Raw genomic sequence first — 23,352 nt, forward strand, 5'->3', positions numbered from 1 at the left:
TTTTCTATCAGTCCGATTTTTTGATGAGCCATTTTAGTATAGGGGAACGGATTACCATATGGTAATTCGTTTTTTTTTGTATATCATTTGATTATGGACATTACACTAGTATATAAATAATCAATAATAATTAATTTTCAGAAAAATTATGAAAAATTACACTCAATTAATTGATTTTATAAGAGAAATAAGGTAGAATTATAGCTATAATAATAAATTAAAAGGAAAATATTAATGAATAGAGATGCGTATTTTTATTTAGAAATGAAAGAGCATGAGTTAAAAGTGCCGTACACGGGAAAAAATCGTCGCATTAGAGTTCTTTTACCAAAAGGCTATGCTCAAGATGAACATAAACACTATCCTGTAGTGTATATGAATGATGGACAAAATGTTTTTTATAGTGGTGAATCATTTAGTGGACATTCTTGGAAAGTGATACCAGCAATAAAAAGAAATCCTGATATGCCAAAAATGATAATAGTTGGGATTGATAATGATAATGAGGGAAGAATGAATGAATATGCACCTTGGAAGTTTTCAAGTTTACCAATATTAAATTTTGGTTTGACATTAGGAGGATTAGGTTCTGAGTATGCTGATTTCTTTGTAAATGTAGTTAAACCATTCATAGATAGTACATATCGTACTAAACCACAACGAGAATATACAGCGATGATTGGTAGTTCTTTAGGTGCTAATATATCACAATATATTGGTTTAGAACATAAAGATGTCGTAGGGTGTCTTGGAGTATTCTCATCTGCAAATTGGTTAAATAAACCAGAATTTGATAGATTTATTTCGAAACATAAAGTTTCAGATCAAAGAGTGTATATTGAAGTTGGAACAAATGAAGGTGATGATACGGATAAGCAATTAGCAAACGGTAACTTAAAACAATTATATATTGATGCAAGTTTAGATTATTATCGTCAGCTAATTGATGCTGGTTTATCTACAAGTGAGTTGAAATTAAATGTTGTAGCTAATGGAGAACACAGTGAAGAGTGTTGGGCTAAATATTTACCAGAATGTTTGAGATTTATAAGTGAAAACTGGTAATAGAATTTTTTAGAAAATGGAGGTTTTAGTATTGAATATAGAGAATTTAAGTCATTATAGTGGAAATTTAGGAAGAGAAATGGTTCTTAATAGGTATGGCCATGCAGGATTACCGATTGTTGTGTTTCCGTCATCAGGTGGAACACACAATGAGTATTATGATTTTGGTATGATTCATGCTTGTGAAAGTTTTATAAATGAAGGAAAAGTACAATTTTTCACATTATCGAGTGTTGATAGTGAATCATGGTTATGCGACTGGAAAAATGGTCATGACAGAGCATTGGCTCATACACAGTATGAAAAATATGTCATTGAAGAAGCCATTCCGTTTATTAAACATAAAACAGGTTGGTTCGGACAAATGATGGCTACTGGATGTAGCATGGGAGGATATCACTCATTTAATATTTTCCTACAACATCCAGATGTATTTGGAAAAGTAATTTCACTTAGTGGAGTTTATGATGCTAGATTTTTCGTAGGTGAATATGGAAATGATGAGTTAATATATAGAAATTCACCTAGTGATAATATTTGGAATCAAAATGATGGATGGTTCATTGATCACTATAGAAACGCTGATATTATTGTATGTACAGGGTTAGGTCCATGGGAACAAGATGGATTACCATCATTTTATAGTTTGAAAAGAGCATTTGAAGAAAAGAATATTCCAGCATGGTTTGATGTATGGGGCGAAGATGTTGCTCATGACTGGCCTTGGTGGAGAATTCAAATGCCATACTTTTTAGATAAGTTAAATTTATAATAAAGTTAAGAGGAGACAAAGATTTATGAATTACATAGTTATATCACCATATTACCCACACAATTTTCAAAAATTTTCTATTGAGTTAAAAAATCAAGGGATTAATGTACTTGGAATTGGAGAAGAACCATATGAACAACTTGATCAAAGACTTAAAGAAGCTTTAACTGAGTATTTTAGAGTTAATAGTCTTGATGATGTTGATGAAGTGAAACGTGCTGTTGCATTCTTATATCACAAACATGGGCACATTGATAGAATAGAATCACAAAATGAGCACTGGATGGAATTAGATGCTGCAATTCGTACACAATTTAATGTGTTTGGTTTAAAAGAGCATGACCTTAAAAAAACAAAGCATAAATCAGAGATGAAAAAATACTTTGAAAAAGCAGGTGTACCTGTAGTGCCAGGTTTCTTAGTGAAAAAAGAAGGTGACATCGAAAAAGGTGTGAAGAAATTAAAACTTCCACTAATTGCTAAACCTGATAATGGAGTAGGAGCATCAGCAACTTATAAGCTTAAAGATAAGAAAGACGTAGAAAATTTCAAAAAAGAATGGGATGGAACTACTCATTATTTCTTAGAGCCTTTTGTAGATAACTCTGACATCGTAACTTTTGATGGATTAGTAGATGCTAAAGGAAATATTGTTTTCTACACTAGTATCGTTTATTACCATACTCCATTAGATTTATTAAATAATAATACTCTTGATTGGGTTTATTATATTGATAAGGATTTAGATCCGAAATTAGTAGAATATGGTAAAAATGCTGTAAAAGCATTTGGTATGAAAGAGAGATTTTTCCATATTGAATTTTTCAAAACTAAAGATGATTATATCGCAATTGAGTATAATAACCGTCCAGCAGGAGCATTTGCAGTAGACGTGTATAACTTTGCGCATTCAACAGATTATTTTAGAGTGTATGCTGAAGTTGTTAATGGAACATTCAATGGGCTAAATGTTGATGAAAAATATGGATTAGCTTCAACGCGTCGTGATTATAAAGATTATGTACATTCAGATGAAGATATCAGAAATAAATATCAAGATAAATTAAAAGCTGTATTAAGAATGCCTGAAGCTTTCGCTGAATTACAAGGAAATACAATGTATGTTCTTGTTGCTGACACTCTTGAAGAGATGAAAGAGATGGAAAGATTTGTAGGGAAATTAAAATAATTTTATAAAAGAAATATAATACTAATGTTTTACAGTTAGTGTAATATTTCTTTTATTTTTATCTCAGGATAAATAATGTGTAATAACCTGTTAAATATACCTTGATAGCGTGTAACATTTCTTGAATTAAAGTAGGAAGTGTGTTAAGATTTAATTGAAAATAATAAAAAGGAGAATGGCATGAAAATATCTAAGGAACATTTAGAACTATTAGCAGAAAACTTTCAAAGCATTGATGAAACAACTAAGGAAATAATTAATTTAGAGGCTATATTAACACTTCCTAAAGGAACAGAGCATTTTTTAAGTGATATTCATGGAGAATATGAAGCCTTTGATCACATTTTAAGAAATGGTTCGGGTATTATTAAAGAAAAACTTAAAGAAGTATTTGGTAATAGACTACCTAGAAAAGATTTAAATCTTTTAGCTACTATTATTTATTATCCAGAAGAAAAATTAAATCTTATAAGAAAAGAATATGATGTATGTGATTATAAAGAGTTTCAAAAAATTACGCTTCTTCGATTATTAGAAGTAACACAAGTAGCAGCTAGGAAGTATACTAGATCGAAAGTAAGAAAAATTTTGCCAAAAGATTTCAAGTATATTATTGATGAATTACTTTATAAAATGCAAAGTAGTGATAAGAATGATTACTATGATAAAATACTTGAGAATATTATTGAATTAGGTGCTGGAGAAAAGTTTATTATAGAATTATCATTAAGTATCCACAAGTTAACAATCGACCATTTACATATTGTAGGAGATATCTATGATAGAGGACCTTTTCCTGATAAAATAATGGATAGATTATTAGACTACCATTCTGTTGATATTCAATGGGGAAATCACGATATGTTATGGATAGGAGCTTATCTTGGAGACAGAATATCATTAGCAAATGTAATCAGAATATGTGCAAGATATGATAATTTAGACATTATAGAAGATAGATATGGAATTCCTATTAGGAATTTATTAAACTTTAGTGAAAAGTACTACAAGGATGATCACTGTAAAGAGTTTTTACCAAAAATATCTAAGGATGATGAGTTGAAATATAGTGAGCATGAAATTATGCAAATAGCTAGAATGCATAAAGCTATGGCAATAATTCAATTCAAATTAGAAAAACAAATTATTGATAAACATCCTGAGTTTGATTTGGAATCACGTGCGTTACTAGACAAAATTGACTTTGAAAAAGAAACTGTAAAAATCTATGGTAAAGAATATCCATTAACGTCATGTAACTTCCCAACAGTTGATAAAGAAAATCCATATTTATTAACAGATGAAGAAGAAAAGATTATTAATAGACTAAAAGAATCATTTATAGCAAGTGAAAAATTAAAAAAACATGTTGAATTATTTATCAATAAAGGTGCTATGTATTGTTGCTATAATGGGAATCTACTTCTTCACGGTTGCATGCCGGTAGATGAGAATGGAAACTTCCAGGAATTTTCTTATGGAGGAAAGAAATACTCAGGTAAGAATCTACTAGACTTTTTTGATAAAAAAATTCGTAGCATATTTTATTGTGGTTGTAGAGAAGATAATGGGCTGTTCTTTTACTTATGGCAAGGTCGATACTCTCCATTATTTGGTAAATGTGATATGACGACGTTCGAAAGATATTTTATAGAGGATAAATCTACTCATGAAGAAGTAAAAAATGCGTATTATAAACTTAGAGATGATGAAGAGTTTTGCATTAAGTTATTAAATGAGTTTGGGTTAACTAGTGAAGGTCACATTATAAATGGGCATACTCCTGTTAAGGAAACAAAAGGAGAAAATCCGATTAAAGCTAATGGTAGAACGATTGTTATTGATGGTGGGATGTCTAGGGCTTATCATAAAACAACAGGTCATGGTGGTTATACATTAACTTACAATTCTTATGGGTTACAGATAATGAGTCATGATATTTTCCAAAGTAAAGAAGAATCAATAAAAAATGAGACGGATATTATTTCAACTAAGAGAGTTGTAGATAAATTATGTCGAAAAAAAGTAGCTGACACAGATAGCGGTGCAAGGATAAAAAAACAAATTGAATTATTAAAAATTTTATTAGAAGAATATCGACAAGGGGCAATTTGTGAAAGATATTAGATAATATAGATTGATATTCTTAGTTACTTTGTATTTAAGGGGGAGATATGATGAGAATTTTATTAAGTATATTAGAAATTTTAATGATATTAGGGATAATTAGAAACTATAAAATATTAAAAAAAAGAAAAAAAGAAAAGAATGATTAATTAGTCATTTGTTTATCAAGATGATAGATATAAAAAGATGCTTGTAAGTATCAAAAAAAGGAGGAGGTTCAAGCTCCTTCTTTTTTTATACAAAGTATTGAAATAAAGAATATTATTCTTGTAAAAGTTGAGTATAGTACATTATATACAATTTCAAGAGGATTTTTAGAAAAATTAAAATTCTTATTGACAATCCTGAAAAAGTATATTATACTAATAAGCAGTTAATTGAATATGTACCTCACAAAGTAAGTGAGGTAGAGGTTGCGATTTTTATCAGTAGGGTAATTGAAAGTGTAGGGCTTGATGATATTACTTGAAAGGAAACGTCGCCGAAATAATATTAATCCTATGTTAATATTGTTGGGTCTATACTGAACTAAGTATAGGACTGTCATAGTCGTGAGGCTATGTTGCGCTACTAATATCTTGTTTTGGAGAGATAATGTGAAGTATAACTCCGTGCAAATATGGTAGAAGGTTATGCTTTTTTATTTTTATCAAGGAGGTTTTTATTATGACAAACAACAGCAATAACAATAATGCAACAGAAGTAAAAAGAAATTTACGATCACGTCATATTAGTATGATTGCTATCGGAGGATGTATCGGTAGTGGATTATTCATGACAAGTGGTCAAGCAATTCAAAGTGCGGGGCCTGGGGGAGCTATCGTAGCTTACCTATGTATCGGGCTTATGGTATATTTCTTAATGACATCTTTAGGGGAAATGGCAACATATCTCCCTACATCAGGGTCATTTAGTACATATGCTACACGTTATGTGGATCCTTCATTAGGATTTGCTTTAGGATGGAACTATTGGTTTAACTGGGTAATTACAGTAGCTGCTGACGTAGAGTTATCTGCATTAGCAATCAGTTATTGGGAGCCTATGCGAGTACTTCCTCACTGGGCTTGGAGCTTATTATTCCTAGTTATAATTATCGCTTTAAACTCACTTAGTGTTAAAGTATATGGTGAAAGTGAATATTGGTTTGCACTTATTAAAGTAGTAGTAGTAATCATCTTCTTAGTAGTTGGATGTTTAACTATCTTCGGTATTTTAGGTGGTGAATATATTGGATTCAAAAACTTAACAATCGGTGATGCACCATTCGTTGGTGAAGATTCTTCATTATCTGGACAAATCCTTGCTACACTTGGAGTATTCTTAATCGCAGGATATTCATTCCAAGGTACTGAGTTAATCGGTATTACTGCTGGTGAAAGTGAAAACCCAGAGAAAAGTATTCCAAAAGCTGTAAAACAAGTATTCTGGAGAATTTTAATCTTCTACGTACTAGCTATCTTAGTAATCGGATTATTAATTCCTTATACTTCACCAGATTTATTAGGTGCTGCAAGTGCTGAAGAAATTGCTAAATCACCATTTACAATTGTCTTCAAAAATGCAGGTTTTGCATTAGCTGCAAGTGTAATGAATGCAGTAATCTTAACATCAATCCTATCAGCTGGTAACTCAGGTATGTATGCATCAACAAGAATGCTTTATGCGATGAGTAAAGAAAAACTTGCATATCCAATTTTTGGTCGTGTTACTAAATATGGTACTCCTGTAATCTCATTGATTGCAACAGCTGTAGTAGTATTCTTAATCTTCTTAATCCAACTTACAAGTGCTAACGCTTATACTTATATCGTAGCAGCAAGTGGATTAACTGGATTTATCGCATGGTTAGGTATTGCATTAAGTCACTATAGATTTAGAAGAGCATTTATTGCTCAAGGTAAAGACTTAAATGATCTTAAATATAGAGCAAAATGGTTCCCTGTAGGGCCAATTATCGCTTTAGTATTATGTATCATCGTTATTATCGGTCAAGATACTGAACTTATTACTAAAGGTGTAGTTAACTGGAGTGGAATGTTAACTACTTACATGGGAGTTCCTATTTTCCTATTCTTCTATCTATATCACAAAATTAGATATAAAACAAAACTAATACCTTTAGATAAAGTTGATTTATCTCAAGACGTAGAAGTTAAATAATTAAATTAAATCCTAGTTCGAAATGAACTGGGATTTTTTTAGTTATAATAATATTCAACTAAATATTATGTATATTATGAATGTATATGCTGTGAAAATAGTTGGAAAATATAATTATTTTGGTAAATTACGGGAAATTTTCTTGTTTTTGTGGTATTATAAAAGGTAGATTAAATTACGAAAGAGGAGGAATTTCTGTGAATCTTGAATACCCATATAATTATGAAAATGTTGAAGATATGGCGAGTAAATATTTACCAGAAGAGCAAATAGAAATAATAAGAAAAGCTTATGAATTTGCAAAAATTGCTCACGAAGGACAATTTAGAAAATCAGGGGAACCATATATATTACACCCAGTTCAAGTTGCAGGAATTTTAACTGAGCTTAAATTAGATTATGCAACGATTTGTGCTGGTTTCTTGCATGATGTTGTAGAAGATACTAAATATACATTTGATGATATTAAAGAAACTTTCGGTGAAGATATAGCAGTTATAGTTGATGGAGTTACAAAATTAGATAAAGTAAAATTCCGTTCTAAAAAGCAATCACAAGCAGAAAATCATAGAAAACTTTTTGTATCTATAGCGAAGGACTTACGTGTTATTTTCGTTAAACTTGCAGATAGACTACATAATATGAGAACTATGAAGTATATGCGTGAGGAGAAACAACGTGAGATTTCGAGTGAAACACTTGAAATTTATGCGCCTTTAGCTCATAGATTGGGGATAAGTTCTGTTAAATGGGAACTGGAAGATACATCGCTTAGATATTTACATCCATCTCAATATTTCTCAATAGTAGGAATGATGAAACAAAAAAGAAGTGCAAGAGAAGAGAGTATAAAAGATGCATGCTCAAGTATAACATCAATTTTAGCTGATAATAATATTAAAGCACAGGTAACGGGTAGACCAAAACATATTTATAGTATTTATAAAAAAATGGTTAAGCAAAATAAAACTTTTGACCAGATTTATGATTTGTTAGCTGTGCGTGTTTTAGTAGATAGTGTAGCTGATTGTTATGCAACTTTAGGACTTGTAAATAATCTTTGGGTTCCAATTCCAGGAAGAATTAAAGACTACATCGCAATGCCAAAACCGAACATGTATCAATCACTGCATACAACGGTAATTGCACCAGATGGGCAAACTTTAGAAGTTCAAATTAGAACTTATGAAATGCATGAGATTGCCGAAAAAGGGATTGCTGCTCACTGGGCTTATAAAGAAGGTAAGAAGGTTAATAGAAATAATAACTTCTATGAAAAATTAAATTGGTTCCAAAAAATTGCAGAAAATGATGAAACTGAAGCGACTGCCGAAAGCTTTATGGAATCATTGAAAGTAGACCTATTGAGTGATAAAATCTATGTGTTTACACCAAATAGTGATATTATAGAATTACCAAAAGGTTCATGTATTGTTGACTTTGCATATGCGATTCACTCAGAAGTTGGTAATAAGATGGTAGGAGCTACTGTTAATGATAAAATTGAGCCATTCGATTATGTGTTATCAACTGGTGAAATCTGCGATATTCGTACCAGTAAAAACTCTACAGGGCCAAAACGTTCATGGCTAGAGATAGCTACATCATCCCAAACTAAATCAAAAATTAAAGCATTCTTCAAAAAAGCAGCGCGTGAAGAAAATCTAGTTAAAGGTGAAATCTTGTTAAAAGATGAGATTAAAGCTAATAACTTTGATATTGATGAAGTTCTTACAGAAGAAAATATTGCTATTGCTTTAAATAAATATAAATTTGCTAATTTTGAAGAAATGTATGTTGCCATAGGATATGGTGGAATTACAGCGAATAAAGTTTTTGCAAGATTAACAGAAAAAATTAGAAAAGAAAAGATGACTCAAGCAAAAATTGAGAAACTTTTCAATGCAGAAGAAACTAAAAAAATTGTTACTGAAACAGGGGTTTATGTAAAGGGAGTAGACAATATTCTTGTAAGATTATCTAAATGTTGTCAACCAATCCCTGGAGACGAAATAGTAGGCTTTATTACAAAAGGTCGAGGAGTTACAGTTCATAGACATAATTGTCCAAACTTAAGTGAAGAAGATCATGCAAGATTATTGGATGTTGAATGGGTAGAAAGCTTAAATGCACGTCGTTATAGTGTAACATTGCAAATCCATGCGTTCGATAGAGAATTGTTATTACAAAATGTTCTATTGACATTAAGTGAAAGTAGAGTCGAGATTAAAAAACTTAATTCTGAATCTAAAGCTGATAAAACATGTGTCATCACAATTGGAATATATGTTAAAAATGTTAGTGAATGTGATTACATGATTAAAAAATTACGACAAATCCAAGACGTTTATAGCGTAGAAAGAATAGTTAAATAGGTGGATATATGAAAATTATATTACAAAAAGTTAAAAAAGCTAGTGTAAGTGTTAACAATAAGGTCGTGGGGAGTATTGATAAAGGATACTGTCTTTTAGTAGGGGTTCATAAAGAATCTATAGAGGAAGATGCGAAATACTTAGCAAAAAAAGTAGCACAAGCGCGCTTATTTGAAGATGAAAATGATAAACTAAACCTAAGTCTTAAAGATGTTGGAGGAAGTATCTTATCAGTTTCACAATTTACTTTATACGCTGATACAAAAAAAGGTAATAGACCTAGTTTTACAAGCGCTGCAGGAGCAGAAAAAGCAAATGAATTATATGAAAAATTTAATAAATTTTTAAGAGAAGAAGGAGTAACGGTAGAAACAGGAATTTTTCAGACCATGATGGAAGTAAATATTGTTAATGATGGTCCTGTAACTATTGTTTACGAAAAACTAACAACAGGAAAATAAAATGAGAATAAAAAGAAGAAACAAGAATGGAGTATTATTTCTAATATCTATACTGTTATTAGTGCTAATTATTGGAGGAGTAGTTACTTATATAGGGGAGAAGATGAATTTAGCATCTAATTCTGAGAACAACATTACCATTTCGAAAGAAATTGAGCTTAGAACTGGACCTGACGATACCTATCCAACTTTAAAAAAAGTGACTGCAGGAGATAACGTAGAAATGCTAAGCAAAGCTGATTCTTGGTATGAAGTGAAAACAAAAGATAGTTTTGTTGGTTGGATACCAGGATGGAGTATTTTAGGTACGGGGCTAAAAAGTCCAGAGGACCAAAATAAAGAAAAATTATCTTCTTATTCAATATTATTAAATCCAATTAGCAAACAAGATGATAGTTCTGATTATAAAGGAGTATCTTCTAAGTCTTATAATTTAAAAATAGCTAAACAATTAAAAGAGATATTAGAAAAAGATGGTATAAAAGCAATTTTAACGAGGGATAATGATGAAACTTATCCTTCAAAAGAAGAAATCACAAAAATTGCTGCAGAGAATGCTGTAGAAATGCTAGTTGATATTGATACTACTAATGATAGTAATAAAGATGTATTTGGAGTGAAAGTTTATTACGGAACACAGGAGTCTTCAATTGTAGCAAGAAGTATCGAGAAAAATCTTTCTGAACACTATATTTCAAAGATTTCTTCATCTGAGAAACAAGCTAACTTCTCACAATTGAGTGATAAATTACCACAGGTGAAATTGATTACAGCTAATATTGGGAATAAAATAGATGTAGATTTATTAAATAATGAGATAGCAAATAAGCAATTTATTGAATCTCTAAGAGATGGTATCGAAGGTTATCTATATTATCTAATAAATATTGACAATTATAATGCAAAACGAAAAGAACAATTACTTAATTTACCTCAAAAAGGACTTTCTGTACCTATGTATTATATGAAACAAGATGCATATAAAAATATAGCATATGGATTAGATGGAAAGAAAACAATTGAAGAAAATGGTGATGCAATTATTTCTCTTGCTATGATCGCAAAATATATTGGTAAAGATGAAGCAACTGTAGAAGAACTTGCTTCTTGGGCAGGTAATAAGTACTACATCAGAAACCAAGGAACTCAACCTACGATTATTACGGCTTTTGCTGAAAAGTATAATCTAAAAGTTGAACGAATTGAAACTGATAAACTAGTAGAAAACTTAGAAGATGCTCTGAGAGATAATAAACCTATACTTGTCAGGTTAAAATCTGGAGTATTCGGTGATAGAGTAACTTATAAAGTTATTCGTGGTTTTGAAGATGATAAATTCTATATAAATGATCCGAATGACGATGATGTTAAACTTACAAGTTATAATGGTTTTACAGAAAATGACATAAAAAATAACCTTGCTCAAGCTTGGATATTTAGTAAATAGAAAAAAAGATTAATCTAGAAAAATTCTAGGTTAATCTTTTTTATTGCAATAATTAAATTATCTATTGACTTAAAGATTAAAATGCAATATAATAGTTAACGTTATTAACTAATTAGTTAATGGTATTAACTATTTGATAAGTAATAAAGGAGGTAGAAAATGAGTGTAGATGAAATTTCATATCATAAAGCAATGGATATGATGGAAGATTTTAGGTTGATAATGAAAAGATTTCATAAGAAAAGTGATGCACCGTATAGAAAACCTGAATTCCAAGCAATGTTATTTTTGTCTTGTAAAGAAAAAATTACGATGCAGGAATTAGGTGAAGAACTACACGTGACAAAACCTAGAGTTACAGCACTTGTAAGTGAATTACTAGAAAAAGATTTTGTTGTTCAAAGTACAGATGAAAAAGATAAAAGAAAAAAATATCTTAGTTTATCTGAAAAAGGAGTCGAATGCATAGAATCACATAGAAAAGCTTATGAAGAATGGTTCCAATCTATCTGGAATAAATTTGATGTAAGGGAAAAAGAAGCGTTTGATATATTATTATCTCGAGTAAATGAGATTTTTAGAGAAGAATTATCTGATAAGGAGGAAAATAATGAAACTAATTAAATATTTAAAAGGTTTCTTGGTACCGATGATATTTTTAGTTGCGATATTAGGCGTTCGTGTTGTAGCAGAGCTAGCACTTCCGACATATACAAGTAATATTGTCGATAAAGGTATTCAACAAAGTGGTATCCAAGATGCTGTACCGGAAAAAATAAGTGAAAAATCATTTAAAGAGTTACAATTGTTTATGACTGATGATGAGATTAAAAAAGTCACTGCTAAATACACTAAAGATGGTGATGTATATAAACTTGATAGTATAAGTGAACAAGAACGTAGCGAACTAAATGATATATTTAAAAATGCTATGACTGTAGTATCTGGTACAAAATCTGAAAACTTAGATTTAGATAAGGTTGCAGAAGGTGTCAAACTAGGACTAGTTAAGAAAGATAGTTTAATAGAACAAAAAAATAAATCAATTAGTGACTTAGGAAGTTCGGCTGATATGATAACTAAACAAGCTGGAGTTCGTTATGTTAAAGAAGAGTATAGAAATAATGTAGGAATTGATACTAATGAGATTAGAAAAAATTATCTAAAAGAAGTTGGAATAATGATGATAATCGTAACATTTATTTCAGGTATAGGTAGTGTTATCTCAAACTTTATAGCTAGTAGAATCTCTTCGAAAATAGCTTATAATTTACGAGAAAAACTTTATAATAAAGTACTATCATTTTCTAAACAAGATATTGATAAATTTTCTACAGCTTCACTAATTACAAGAAGTACAAATGATATTCAACAAATTCAAAACGCTTTAAATATGATGTTATTTATCGCAATCTATGCGCCGATGATGGCAGTTTATGGGGTTTATAAAGTTACGCAAACTGATACTGGAATGACTTGGATAATTGCATTAGGTGTAGGTATCTTAGGTTTAACATTAGGAATAATTTCATTCTTAGTAATGCCGAAATTTAAAATTATGCAAAAGCTAATTGATAGAGTAAACTTGGTAACTCGTGAAGCATTAACTGGTATTTCTGTAATTCGTGTTTTTGGTCGTAAAAAATATGAAGAGGAAAGATTCGATAAAGAAAATACAGTTTTAAAAAATGAACAACTTTTTATCAATAGAACTTTATCAGCGCTTATGCCGATGATTATACTAATTATGAATGGTATTGCATTATTAATAATCTGGGTTGGTGGAAAAAATATAGATGCTGGTAGTATTCAGGTTGGTGATATGATGGCGTTTATAACATATACAATGCAGATAGTAATGTCATTCTTATTCTTTACATTTTTAATGATGCAACTACCTCGTGCTGAAGTTGCAGCTGGTCGTATTAATGAAGTACTGGAAACAGAGGTTACTGTAGTGGATAGTAAACATATTGATGATAGTAAGCTTCAAGACGTGAAGGGTACATTAAAATTTGATAATGTTAGCTTTACATTTAATGGAGCTGATAGTCCAGTGCTTAGTAACATTAGTTTTGAAGCAGAAGCAGGAAAAACTACTGCAATCATAGGAAGTACAGGTAGTGGAAAATCTACATTACTTCACTTAATTCCAAGATACTTCGATGCTAGTGAAGGTGAAATCTTAATTGATGGAGTTAATATTAGAGATATAAGCTTAAATAAATTAAGAGACATTTTAGGATTTGTCCCTCAAAAAGGAGTATTATTCAGTGGTAATATTGAATCAAATATTAAATTTGCAGATGAAAATATTACTGATGAACAGATGAAAAAAGCCGCTGAAATTGCGCAAGCACTAGAGTTTATTAATGAAAAAGAAGATAAATTTAATAGTGAAATTTCACAAGGTGGATCTAACGTTTCTGGAGGACAAAAACAACGTCTTTCAATTGCTCGTGCACTGGCAAAAAATCCTAAGATACTTCTTTTTGACGATAGTTTCTCAGCATTAGATTACAAAACAGACGTGAAATTAAGAAAAACTTTAAGAGAAGAAATGTCTGGAGTGACTACTATTATAGTTGCTCAGCGTATAGCAACAATTTTAAATGCAGATAAAATTATCGTAATGAATGAAGGTAAGATAGTGGGAGTTGGAAAACATCAAGAACTTTTAGAAACTTGCCCGACATATTTAGAAATTGCAGAAAGTCAACTTAGTGAAGAAGAATTACAAAAAGGAGGTAAACATCATGGCTAAAGATCAAAAAATAGAAAAAGCTAATAATTTTTCTGGAACATTAAAAAGAATCATCAAATTGATGTTTACACAGTATAAAGTTTCAAGTATTTTGATAGTATTCTTTGCATTAGCAAGTACAGTATTCGGTATAGTAGGTCCTAAAATTATGGGACAGGCAACTACAGAATTATTCGAAGGGTTAGTTGCTAAAATTAGTAATGAAGGTAGTATAAATTTTGAAAAAATAGCAGGAATTTTACTTACTGTATTAGGTTTATACATACTGTCATCACTGTTTATGTTTATTCAAGGATGGCTGATGAGTAATGTTTCTCAAAAAATGACATACGATATTCGTAAAGATATAAGTAAAAAAATAAATACTTTACCTGTTGGCTATTTTGAACAACGTACAGTAGGTGAAACTTTATCTCGTGTTACTAATGATGTAGATACATTAGGTCAATCATTAAATCAAAGTTTTACTCAGATAATTTCAAATACAGCAATGGTATTAGGGGTATTGGTAATGATGTTTACGATAAGTCCTCTAATGACTCTAATTGCGTTAGCTTTAATTCCTGTTTCGGGAATACTACTAGGTGCTATAACAAAATGGAGTCAAAAATATTTCAAAAGTCAACAAGATATGCTTTCTGATGTAAATGGACAGGTTGAAGAGAGTTTCTCAGGTCAAAATATTATCGCAGCATTCAACTATAAAGAAAAAAGTGTAAAAGAATTCAATGATAAAAATAAACAATTATATACATCATCATGGAAAGCAAATTTCTTCTCAGGGCTAATGTTCCCAGTGATTAACTTTGTAGGAAACCTTGGTTATGTAGGTATTGTATTCTCAGGTGGATTATTAGTTTCTAAAGGAACTATTGGTGTAGGGGATATTCAAGCTTTTATCCAATATATTAGAAACTTTACTCAACCAATAGGTCAAATAGCTCAGTCTATGTCAGAAATTCAAAAAATGGCAGCTGCAGGTGAAAGAGTATTTGAGTTCTTAGATGCTAAAGACGAACAAGATGCAGAAGTACTAGAAACAGTTACAAGTAAAGAAGGTAATGTAGTATTCGATAAAGTAAAATTTGGATATGTAGAAGATCAAATAATTATTAAAAACTTTACTAGTGATGTTAAAAAAGGAGAGATGGTTGCTATCGTTGGTCCTACAGGTGCAGGTAAAACAACGATGATTAAACTTCTTATGAGATTCTATGATATTAATGGAGGAAGTATCTATATTGATGGAAAAGATATTTCTAAACTTGACAGATCCGAATTGCGTTCTTACTTCACAATGGTACTACAAGATACTTGGTTATTTAAAGGAACGATAATGGAGAATCTTCGTTATGGTCGATTAGATGCTACAGATGAAGAAGTAATAGAAGCGGCTAAGGCAGCTCATATTCACCACTTTATTAAAACTTTACCGGGTGGCTACAATATGGAATTAAATGAAGATGCTTCAAATATTTCACAAGGTCAAAAGCAACTTTTAACTATAGCTCGTGCAATTCTTGCTGATAAACCTATATTAATTCTTGACGAGGCAACTTCGAGTGTAGATACACGTACAGAAGTATTAATCCAAAAAGCTATGAATAAACTTATGGAAGGTCGTACTACATTCGTTATTGCTCATCGTTTATCAACAATTAGAAATGCAGATAAAATATTAGTATTAAAAGATGGAGATATTATTGAACAAGGTAACCATGATGAATTATTAGAACAAAAAGGTTTCTATTCGGAATTATATCAAAGTCAATTTGCAGAATAAAAGTAAAGGCATTTAGAGATATCTCTCTAGATGTCTTTTAATATTATTTCTTTGACAATGTAAAGTTAATATAATATAATTATCTCATATTCGAGATAATTATGCTGAGGATAGATGTAAATAAGATAGGAGAATTCTTATGAATAATGAGTTTAAAGTCGTTATAGGAATTATGAGAGCAAGTAATCTATTGGTAGATGATTTAAAGAAAACTTTAAAGAATTATCCAATAAATGCGACTGAATTTTCTGTTATGGAATTTTTACATAGTAAAGGTGAGAAGAGTATTCAAGAAATACGTGATAGAATATTACTTGCTAGTGGAAGTGCTACATACGTAGTCGATAACCTTGAAAAAAAAGGATATGTTAATAGAAAGGTTAGTCAAAAGGATAAAAGAGTAACTTATGTTAAGTTAACTAAAATAGGAGAAAATTTAATGGATGATATTTTCCCTATCCATAAAATAAATACAAAAAAGATTTTCGATGATTTAACTGAAGAAGAATTAGATACATTGAAAGAAATACTAAAGAAAATTAATTAAAAATTGTTTTCTTTTATTATAAAATAATATCTTGAAATTGAGATAATTTAGGAGGATAAAAAAATGATAGAATTAGGAATTAGTACATTTGGTGAAACAACTGAAATAGAAGGAACTGGTATAACACCAACGCATGATGAACGTATTAGAAATATGATAGAAGAGATGAAACTTGCTGATGAAGTTGGATTAGATCTTTATGCTATAGGGGAACATCATAGAGAAGATTTTGCTGTTTCAGCACCTGAGATATTGTTAGCAGCAGGAGCAGCTGTTACGAAGAATATAAGATTAAGTTCTGCGGTAACAGTACTTTCATCTTCGGACCCTGTAAGAGTTTATCAACAGTATGCAACTATTGATGCTATTTCTAATGGTAGAGCAGAAGTCATGGTAGGTCGAGGTTCTTTTACAGAATCATTCCCATTATTTGGTTATGATTTAGCAGACTATGAGGAATTGTTTGATGAAAAATTAGAGATGTTGGAGAAAATAAAGGCTAATGAAAAATTAACATGGAAAGGAAAGCATACACAAAAGGTAGAAAATAAGGGAGTATATCCAAGAAGTGTTCAAAAAGATTTTCCAATCTGGGTAGCAACAGGTGGGAATACAGAATCAACCATTAAAATAGCACAAAAAGGATTACCAATAGCATATGCAATAATTGGTGGACAATACAAAGCTTTCAAGGGATTAACAGATTATTATAGAGCTATTGGGAAGCATTCTGGGTTTGATGAAAGTCGTTTAAAAGTTGCTTCACATTCATGGGGCTTCATAGCTGAAACTGATGAGGAAGCTATTAAAAAATATTTCCATCCAACAAAACAAGTAGTAGATGCAATCTCAAAAGATAGACCATTTTGGAGACCACTTGCTTTTGAACAATATTTAAATAGTGTAGGTCTAGACGGATCTATGTTAGTAGGAAGTCCTGAGACTGTAGCGAATAAACTTATTGATATGATAGAAACATTAGGATTGGATAGATTTATGTTGCATCTTCCACTTGGATCTATGCCACATGAAGATATAATGAAAGCTATAAGGTTATTTGGCGAAGAAGTAGCTCCACGAGTTCGAGAATATTTTAAATCTAAAAAATAAAATTTAAATTTATAAATCAAATAAATATATTTTTTCTAAATAATTGATCTCTATGTTATAATGAGTAGATAATAAACATATGGAGTGAAACGATGATATTAGATAAGTATAAATATTTATTATTTGATTTAGATGATACCTTATTGGATTTTGGTAAGGCACAGGTATTAGCTTTTAAAAAATTATTAGAAGATGAGAATATTGAGTATAATGATGAGCTATTTGAAAAATATGAAACAATAAATAAATCTTTATGGAGAAGTTTTGAACGTGGGGAAATATCGAATAAAGAAGTTACAAGTGAAAGATTTATAAGATTTTTTTCATTGTTTGATAGAAAAATCGATGGTAGTGAAGTAGATAATAGATATAGAGGTTATCTTGCCGAGGGGAATCAACTTTTTGATGGGATTATAGAGATGTTAGAAAAATTAAGTTTAACTCATAAATTATACATAGCATCTAATGGTATTGGAATCACTCAACATACAAGACTAAAAAATAATAATCTTAATAAGTATTTTGAGAAAATTTTTATTTCGGAAGAAATTGGTAGCAAGAAACCAGATAGAGAATTTTTTGAAATTATATTTAAAGAAATTTGTGTTAAAAATAAGAAAGAAGTTTTAATGATAGGAGATACTTTTACATCCGATATACTGGGTGCTAATAATGCAGGAATAGATAGTTGTTTAGTAGATATTCATAAAATTTCTAATCCAGAGATTGTTCCTACGTATAAAATTGAAAAGACGATAGATTTATTGGAATTATAAAAAATGTCTAGGTTGATAATATATCAACTTAGACATTTTCTTTTATAGACTGTGATCGTTGTATTTAATATTTTCTAATGCGATGAAGCAATGTTCTATATTATATTCTTCTTTAAGTACTATTTTAACATTTTCTACAATTTTATAATCATGGCTTGTTTCATATTCATCTAGTAAAATATGCATTGCAGCATTGATTTCATTTGTATCAGTATGCCAAATATGAAATTCATGAATATCAGCAATTCCTTCTACTTCTTTAATTTTATTGTAAATTTCTTCTGTATCTAAAGTAGTAGCTTCCATTAAAATAACAAATGATGATTTAGTAATTTTATAACCACCTTTGAAAAGAATTATACTGATGATAATACTCATAATAACATCGACGATTTGATAATTTGTAAAGTAAATTATAGTTGATGAAATTATGATTCCGATAGAACTGATTAAATCACCAAGGAAATGCCATAGTGCACTTTGAATATTTAAGTTATCCTCTTCTTTTAAACTCTTTGTTAAAATTATAGTTACTACAATATTGAAGATTAATCCGATTGTAGAAATTATAAGCATTGATTTGAAATCAATATCTTTTGGATTGAAGAATCTCATAAATCCTTCAAAAATTAAGTAAATTGAAATACCGATTAGCATTAGCCCATTGATAAAGGCTGCTAGTACTTCTAATCTGACAAAACCAAAAGTATATTTTTTATTAGGTTTTTTAGAGCTGAATAGTAAGGCTATTAGACTAAATCCTAATGCAATAACATCAGAAAACATGTGGAAAGAATCTCCTAAAAGTGCTAATGAATTAGAAAGCAGCCCTCCAATGTATTCTAGTAATGCAAAACTTATTGTTAAAATTAATGTTATATAAAGTATTTTTTTTGAATATGCTTGAATTTTATAATGTTTTTTATGATGAAAATTTGTTTGTATCATTTATTTCTCCTTTTTTATAGAATATTGTTATTATAACCTATGTTTAGTAACATTACAAAAATACAGCACTGATAACAATTATTAGTATTTTTATCATTAAGGTCTATTGATTTTTTGGTGTTAGTTTGCTAAAATTAAGAAGAATTTAAAAGGATAAAGGTGGAGAAAATTATGCGTATTTTATGTATTGGGGATAGTAATACTTGGGGATATGTCCCTGGAGAAGATGGAGTAAGAACTGAAAAAAGATGGACTAATTTATTAGCGGAGTTCCGTTCTAATGACACTATAATAGAAGAAGGTCTTTGCGGAAGAACAGTAACAGCAAGGGATACTATTCTTCCTGTTAGATGCGGTATTGACACACTGCCGGTTTTAATGCTTAGTCATGTACCCGTTGATTTGGTGATTATAATGTTAGGTACAAATGATTTGAAAAAACAATTTAATCCAAGTGCAAAACATATTTCTAGTGGTATTGAGGAATATATAAAATATATTAAGAATCCTAATCTAATAACTGGGTATAAAATTCCGAAGATTTTAGTTGTTTCACCAGTTCCACTTCGTGATGAAATAGTAGAAAGACAAAGTCTATTTGGTAATTTTGATGAAAATAGTTTAAAACAATCAAAATTCTTAGCACAAACATTTAAAGAAGTTAGCGATAAATATGAAGTTGACTTTTTAAATGCTGGACGTGTAGCAGAAACATCATTAGTGGATTGCATTCACCTAGATGATAAAAATCATGAAAAATTAGCGAAATATATCGCTAGTAAAGTATCAGAAATATTAGATTACGAAGAAGCAAGATAAATAAAAAGGTAGTAAACTTTCTAACTTAGAGAGTTTACTACCTTTCTATTTTTTATACTGGTTAAAACATCGAGTACTTATGATGACACAAGCGTAACACGGTAGGAAGTATTTCCAGTCGTATTCTAAAACAAAAAATAAATTGATAAATATTAACTCTAATATTGTAAAATACACACCAATTATATATGTATTACCTGATTGTTTTGTTAAAGTTCTATCTATTGTTTTAAATATTCTTCGATAGATAGTTAATAAAAGAATGTATACTATACTAATTAACAAAATTATCTTTGTAGTAATATTTATTTTTAAATCACTTAACCACAAACTAATAGCTATGGTGTTAGTAATTATAAATAAATGACCAGTTAAGTGATAAAAATTAATATCTCTTACATGAACACTTCTCGATATAAAACTTGGAAATAATTGACTTATTATAAAAGTAAGAAGTATAAACCAGTAACTATAATCTATAAGTATTAAACCTAATAATAAAGAAAGTGTACGACCTGTGTGAATATAACAAAATGGTTCAGTTAATTTTTTTATCATAAGGTCTTTTTTATCAGTAAGAATATATTCTGTTATGTGTTGAATACTTAGTATTACGGATAGTAGGATTAATGTTGCAAGTATATATTTAATATTTAAAGAATTTCTCACTAGTAAATTCAATATAATAAGTATTTGTGAAATTAAAAAGAAGTAATTTATAAAACTATCTTTTCCGTATCTATTTAGATGAACAACTTCCAACAGCCAACTATTAAAGAAAATAATAAAAAGTAGTATAAAGTGAAAAAAAACGTATATTGACTTATCTGAAAATGAATAATCTACTGAGAATTTACTTATTAATAAAGACAATGAAATTGTGTAAAAAGACGTTAGAATAGTCTCTTTTTTTAAAATAAAATTCAAGATAAAGTTTCCTCCTTACCACTACAATAACTGTGATTTAGATAAAAAAATATCGAAGTTATCCGTAGCACAGGGCTAGGGGGATAACTTCAACCTTCTAAACAAAACAGAAAGAAGTTATAATTATATTCTATCAAAAATAAATGTAAATATCAATAAAAGGAGAAGGGTATGCCCCAACAGTCCTAAGATTTAACAAGGTTCATATGAGAATTCATATATGTAGTGGGTTATTGATATCTAAAATTGATTTATAAAAGCTTTTTAGATATCTAATAAACTATGCGGAGGTGATTCGACAAGATCTTGTCTCTTTAAAATCAGGACTTTGTCGATTCGCTCCCATAAGTTATTTAAAGTATTAGTAAATAATTATAATTTATAGTAGGAAATTTTAATAAAATTATTGTTAAAGATTTAACAATTTCATTGAAAATATGTTATAATAGGGAGTATCTGAATAAAATTACTAGATTATACTAGAAAGGAATTTAACATGACAGAAGAAATTAAAGTAGATGTACAAGATTTAAATGATCAAATGCTTGTTCGTCGTGAAAAAATGGAAGCTATGAGAGAAAGTGGTTTAGATCCATTTGGAACTAAATTCGAAAGAACTCACCTTTCAAATGAAATCGTAGCAGAATATGATAAATATAGTAAAGAAGAATTAGAAGAGAAGAATATCTCTGTAACAATTGCAGGACGTATTATGACAAAACGTGGTAAAGGTAAAGCAGGATTTGCTCACGTTCAAGATCTAGGTGGTCAAGTTCAAATTTACGTTCGTCAAGATAGAGTAGGAGATTCTTATGAATACTTTAAGACTCTTGACCTTGGTGATATCGTAGGAGTAACAGGTGTATTATTCAAAACTAACGTAGGTGAATTATCTGTTAAAGCTGATAAATTTGAAATTTTAACAAAAGCATTACGCCCACTACCAGATAAATTCCACGGACTTAAAGACGTTGAAGAGCGTTACAGAAGAAGATACGTAGACTTGATTATGAATGAAGACAGTAAAGAAACATTTATTTTACGTTCAAAAATTATTCAAATTATGCGTAGTTACTTAAATGAACGTGGATACCTAGAAGTTGAAACTCCAATGATGCACTCTGTTGCTGGTGGAGCAGCAGCGCGTCCTTTCGTAACTCACCACAATGCTCTTGATATGCAATTATTCATGCGTATCGCACTTGAATTACCATTAAAACGTTTAATCGTTGGTGGTTTAGAAAAAGTATATGAAATTGGTCGTGCATTCCGTAACGAAGGTGTATCAACACGACACAACCCTGAGTTCACAATGATCGAGTTATATGAAGCATATGCTGATTATAATGACATTATGGACTTAACTGAGTCTATGATTGCATACATCTGTAATGAAATTCACGGTACTACTAAAATTATGTATGGTGAAGATGAAATTAATTTAACACCAAAATGGCGTCGTGTTCATATGGTAGATGCTATAAAAGAAGTTACTGGTGTTGACTTCTGGCCAGAAATGACAGATGAACAAGCTCATGCATTAGCTAAAGAGCACAATGTTCCTGTTAGAAAAGATATGAAAGTTGGACACATTATTAATGAATTCTTCGAAACATTCGTAGAAGAAACATTAGTTCAACCAACATTTGTTTATGGTCACCCTGTAGAAGTATCTCCATTAGCTAAAACTAATGCTGAAGATACAAGATTCACAGACCGTTTTGAGCTATTTATTGTTAGACGTGAACATGCGAATGCATTCAGTGAGTTAAATGACCCAATCGATCAAAAAGAAAGATTCTTATCTCAAATGGATGAAAAAGATGCTGGTAACGAAGAAGTTTATGAAATGGACGAAGACTTCGTAGAAGCATTAGAATATGGTATGCCTCCAACAGGTGGATTAGGAATTGGAATTGATAGATTAGTTATGTTATTAACTAACTCAGCTTCAATCCGTGACGTATTATTATTCCCATATATGAAACATAAATAAGAAAACGTTGATATATAAAGGTTTGTAGACGGTGATATAAAAACATCCGCTTATTGAAAAAAGGGAAAATATTTATAAAAATT

Annotated in this window: 17 protein-coding genes and 1 riboswitch; of the genes, 16 read left to right on the forward strand and 1 reads right to left on the reverse strand. The window is 30.0% G+C overall.

Features of this window, described 5'->3' with window-relative positions:
• The first annotated feature begins 234 nt into the window (after positions 1 to 234).
• The 14 genes from HMPREF3186_RS02440 to HMPREF3186_RS02505 all read left to right on the forward strand — a co-directional run bounded on the left by HMPREF3186_RS02440 (position 235) and on the right by HMPREF3186_RS02505 (position 18,579).
• Entirely contained in the window at positions 235 to 1,065 is an 831-nt protein-coding gene (locus tag HMPREF3186_RS02440) for an alpha/beta hydrolase (protein WP_060913781.1), read from the forward strand.
• A gap of 31 nt (positions 1,066 to 1,096) precedes the next feature.
• A complete protein-coding gene (locus tag HMPREF3186_RS02445) occupies positions 1,097 to 1,837 on the forward strand; it encodes an esterase family protein (RefSeq protein WP_060913782.1) in 741 nt (246 codons plus the stop codon).
• A gap of 25 nt (positions 1,838 to 1,862) precedes the next feature.
• Entirely contained in the window at positions 1,863 to 3,026 is a 1,164-nt protein-coding gene (locus HMPREF3186_RS02450) for an ATP-grasp domain-containing protein (RefSeq protein ID WP_060913783.1), read from the forward strand.
• A gap of 180 nt (positions 3,027 to 3,206) precedes the next feature.
• On the forward strand, positions 3,207 to 5,153 hold the full coding sequence (locus tag HMPREF3186_RS02455) for a fructose-bisphosphatase class III (protein WP_060913784.1): 1,947 nt from the start codon (positions 3,207 to 3,209) through the stop codon (positions 5,151 to 5,153).
• Between the two features lie 399 nt (positions 5,154 to 5,552).
• Positions 5,553 to 5,731: riboswitch (Lysine riboswitch) on the forward strand.
• An 88-nt stretch (positions 5,732 to 5,819) separates the two neighbouring features.
• Positions 5,820 to 7,316 (forward strand): amino acid permease, encoded by a 1,497-nt coding sequence (locus tag HMPREF3186_RS02460; protein ID WP_060913785.1) that lies wholly within the window; start codon positions 5,820 to 5,822, stop codon positions 7,314 to 7,316.
• A gap of 197 nt (positions 7,317 to 7,513) precedes the next feature.
• Positions 7,514 to 9,691, forward strand: a complete 2,178-nt coding sequence (locus HMPREF3186_RS02465; protein WP_060913786.1) for a RelA/SpoT family protein — start codon at positions 7,514 to 7,516, stop codon at positions 9,689 to 9,691.
• A gap of 8 nt (positions 9,692 to 9,699) precedes the next feature.
• Entirely contained in the window at positions 9,700 to 10,152 is a 453-nt protein-coding gene (dtd, locus tag HMPREF3186_RS02470; RefSeq protein ID WP_060913787.1) for a D-aminoacyl-tRNA deacylase, read from the forward strand.
• A 1-nt stretch (position 10,153) separates the two neighbouring features.
• Positions 10,154 to 11,599, forward strand: a complete 1,446-nt coding sequence (locus HMPREF3186_RS02475; protein WP_060913788.1) for an N-acetylmuramoyl-L-alanine amidase — start codon at positions 10,154 to 10,156, stop codon at positions 11,597 to 11,599.
• A 159-nt stretch (positions 11,600 to 11,758) separates the two neighbouring features.
• Positions 11,759 to 12,223, forward strand: coding sequence for a MarR family winged helix-turn-helix transcriptional regulator (locus tag HMPREF3186_RS02480; RefSeq protein ID WP_060913789.1), 465 nt, complete (start codon positions 11,759 to 11,761; stop codon positions 12,221 to 12,223).
• Positions 12,210 to 14,363: an ABC transporter ATP-binding protein gene (locus HMPREF3186_RS02485; protein ID WP_084812637.1), complete on the forward strand. Its 2,154-nt coding sequence runs from the start codon at positions 12,210 to 12,212 to the stop codon at positions 14,361 to 14,363. The genes HMPREF3186_RS02480 and HMPREF3186_RS02485 overlap by 14 nt, the downstream gene beginning before the upstream one ends.
• Positions 14,356 to 16,146 carry an ABC transporter ATP-binding protein gene (locus HMPREF3186_RS02490; RefSeq protein ID WP_060913790.1) on the forward strand — a complete coding sequence of 597 codons (1,791 nt, stop codon included), beginning with the start codon at positions 14,356 to 14,358 and terminating at the stop codon, positions 16,144 to 16,146. Before HMPREF3186_RS02485 ends, HMPREF3186_RS02490 begins: the two co-directional genes overlap by 8 nt.
• A gap of 139 nt (positions 16,147 to 16,285) precedes the next feature.
• The gene (locus HMPREF3186_RS02495; RefSeq protein ID WP_060913791.1) at positions 16,286 to 16,693 is read left to right on the forward strand and encodes a MarR family winged helix-turn-helix transcriptional regulator; all 408 of its coding nucleotides are present in this window, start codon (positions 16,286 to 16,288) and stop codon (positions 16,691 to 16,693) included.
• A 63-nt stretch (positions 16,694 to 16,756) separates the two neighbouring features.
• Positions 16,757 to 17,803 (forward strand): LLM class flavin-dependent oxidoreductase, encoded by a 1,047-nt coding sequence (locus HMPREF3186_RS02500; RefSeq protein ID WP_060913792.1) that lies wholly within the window; start codon positions 16,757 to 16,759, stop codon positions 17,801 to 17,803.
• 92 nt (positions 17,804 to 17,895) lie between these two features.
• Positions 17,896 to 18,579: a YjjG family noncanonical pyrimidine nucleotidase gene (locus HMPREF3186_RS02505; RefSeq protein ID WP_060913793.1), complete on the forward strand. Its 684-nt coding sequence runs from the start codon at positions 17,896 to 17,898 to the stop codon at positions 18,577 to 18,579.
• Between the two features lie 42 nt (positions 18,580 to 18,621).
• Here HMPREF3186_RS02505 and HMPREF3186_RS02510 read toward each other — a convergent pair whose 3' ends face one another.
• The gene (locus HMPREF3186_RS02510; RefSeq protein WP_060913794.1) at positions 18,622 to 19,527 is read right to left on the reverse strand and encodes a cation diffusion facilitator family transporter; all 906 of its coding nucleotides are present in this window, start codon (positions 19,525 to 19,527) and stop codon (positions 18,622 to 18,624) included.
• A gap of 171 nt (positions 19,528 to 19,698) precedes the next feature.
• Between HMPREF3186_RS02510 and HMPREF3186_RS02515 the strand changes: the two genes are divergently transcribed.
• Both HMPREF3186_RS02515 and lysS read left to right on the forward strand, forming a co-directional pair.
• Positions 19,699 to 20,346, forward strand: a complete 648-nt coding sequence (locus HMPREF3186_RS02515; RefSeq protein WP_060913795.1) for an SGNH/GDSL hydrolase family protein — start codon at positions 19,699 to 19,701, stop codon at positions 20,344 to 20,346.
• A 1,423-nt stretch (positions 20,347 to 21,769) separates the two neighbouring features.
• Complete coding sequence (lysS, locus tag HMPREF3186_RS02525) at positions 21,770 to 23,269, forward strand: lysine--tRNA ligase (protein ID WP_060913797.1); 1,500 nt, start codon at positions 21,770 to 21,772, stop codon at positions 23,267 to 23,269.
• Positions 23,270 to 23,352: the final 83 nt, after the last annotated feature.

It is taken from the genome of Gemella haemolysans (assembly GCF_001553035.1).
GTDB lineage: Bacteria > Bacillota > Bacilli > Staphylococcales > Gemellaceae > Gemella > Gemella haemolysans_B.

Bases quoted from the DNA above. Each gene is read 5' to 3' on its own strand.
- HMPREF3186_RS02440 (WP_060913781.1), top strand. From the start codon at position 235: ATGAATAGAGATGCGTATTTTTATTTAGAAATGAAAGAGCATGAGTTA.
- HMPREF3186_RS02450 (WP_060913783.1), top strand. From the start codon at position 1,863: ATGAATTACATAGTTATATCACCATATTACCCACACAATTTTCAAAAA.
- HMPREF3186_RS02455 (WP_060913784.1), top strand. From the start codon at position 3,207: ATGAAAATATCTAAGGAACATTTAGAACTATTAGCAGAAAACTTTCAA.
- HMPREF3186_RS02460 (WP_060913785.1), top strand. From the start codon at position 5,820: ATGACAAACAACAGCAATAACAATAATGCAACAGAAGTAAAAAGAAAT.
- dtd (WP_060913787.1), top strand. From the start codon at position 9,700: ATGAAAATTATATTACAAAAAGTTAAAAAAGCTAGTGTAAGTGTTAAC.
- HMPREF3186_RS02475 (WP_060913788.1), top strand. From the start codon at position 10,154: ATGAGAATAAAAAGAAGAAACAAGAATGGAGTATTATTTCTAATATCT.
- HMPREF3186_RS02480 (WP_060913789.1), top strand. From the start codon at position 11,759: ATGAGTGTAGATGAAATTTCATATCATAAAGCAATGGATATGATGGAA.
- HMPREF3186_RS02485 (WP_084812637.1), top strand. From the start codon at position 12,210: ATGAAACTAATTAAATATTTAAAAGGTTTCTTGGTACCGATGATATTT.
- HMPREF3186_RS02490 (WP_060913790.1), top strand. From the start codon at position 14,356: ATGGCTAAAGATCAAAAAATAGAAAAAGCTAATAATTTTTCTGGAACA.
- HMPREF3186_RS02495 (WP_060913791.1), top strand. From the start codon at position 16,286: ATGAATAATGAGTTTAAAGTCGTTATAGGAATTATGAGAGCAAGTAAT.
- HMPREF3186_RS02500 (WP_060913792.1), top strand. From the start codon at position 16,757: ATGATAGAATTAGGAATTAGTACATTTGGTGAAACAACTGAAATAGAA.
- HMPREF3186_RS02505 (WP_060913793.1), top strand. From the start codon at position 17,896: ATGATATTAGATAAGTATAAATATTTATTATTTGATTTAGATGATACC.
- HMPREF3186_RS02510 (WP_060913794.1), bottom strand. From the start codon at position 19,527: ATGATACAAACAAATTTTCATCATAAAAAACATTATAAAATTCAAGCA.
- HMPREF3186_RS02515 (WP_060913795.1), top strand. From the start codon at position 19,699: ATGCGTATTTTATGTATTGGGGATAGTAATACTTGGGGATATGTCCCT.
- lysS (WP_060913797.1), top strand. From the start codon at position 21,770: ATGACAGAAGAAATTAAAGTAGATGTACAAGATTTAAATGATCAAATG.